Source organism: Blautia sp. AF14-40 (assembly GCF_003479665.1).
Classification (GTDB): domain Bacteria; phylum Bacillota; class Clostridia; order Lachnospirales; family Lachnospiraceae; genus Fusicatenibacter; species Fusicatenibacter saccharivorans.
The window spans coordinates 2,961-3,180 of record NZ_QUHK01000075.1 but is presented as its reverse complement, the minus strand read 5'-3'; the positions used below and the strand labels follow the sequence as shown (position 1 = coordinate 3,180).

Here is a 220-nt window from a genome sequence, read left to right as displayed (position 1 = left end):
ACCGCTTACCATGCTGTTTGATTATGTGAAAATTCGTTTTCCCACGCTGGATATACAGCACATCATCAAAGATATATTAAAACTGAATATCAATTATATGCTCCATGAAGATTACGGACATTACAGTTATACGGAGCATTATTCTTTAGGGGACATCTTTATCTATACGTCGGCTGACGAAGAAAAAGGTGTCCTTTTAGAGTTAAAGGGGCGTGGTTGC

At 38.2% G+C, this 220-nt stretch carries 1 pseudogene; it reads left to right on the top strand.

The annotated features are described in order from the left end of the window. Window positions 1-220: pseudogene (locus DWW13_RS19580) on the top strand (MobT family relaxase); the annotation flags it as partial.